Raw genomic sequence first — 224 nt, 5'->3', positions numbered from 1 at the left:
CTGCTGTTTTCTGTTCTGCTGGCCGCGGCGAAACGCGGGGTACGGGTTCGTTTGCTGTTGGATGATAACAACACTCCGGGCCTTGATGACACGCTGCGTCTGTTGGATAACCATCCAAATATTGAAGTCCGCCTGTTTAATCCCTTTTCATTTCGCATCCTTCGCGCATTGGGGTATTTAACCGATTTCGCCCGGCTCAATCGCCGCATGCACAATAAAAGTTA

1 pseudogene is annotated in these 224 nt (G+C 50.4%); it reads left to right on the top strand.

From position 1 onward, the window contains the following. Positions 1 to 224 (top strand): annotated as a pseudogene (locus FDX22_RS24640) (phospholipase D family protein); the annotation flags it as partial.

The sequence above is a fragment of the Citrobacter sp. TBCS-14 genome (assembly GCF_005280805.1).
Classification (GTDB): Bacteria; Pseudomonadota; Gammaproteobacteria; order Enterobacterales; family Enterobacteriaceae; genus Citrobacter; species Citrobacter gillenii.
Note: the sequence above shows the minus strand (reverse complement) of the source record. Positions and strands in the feature narration are given on the sequence as shown.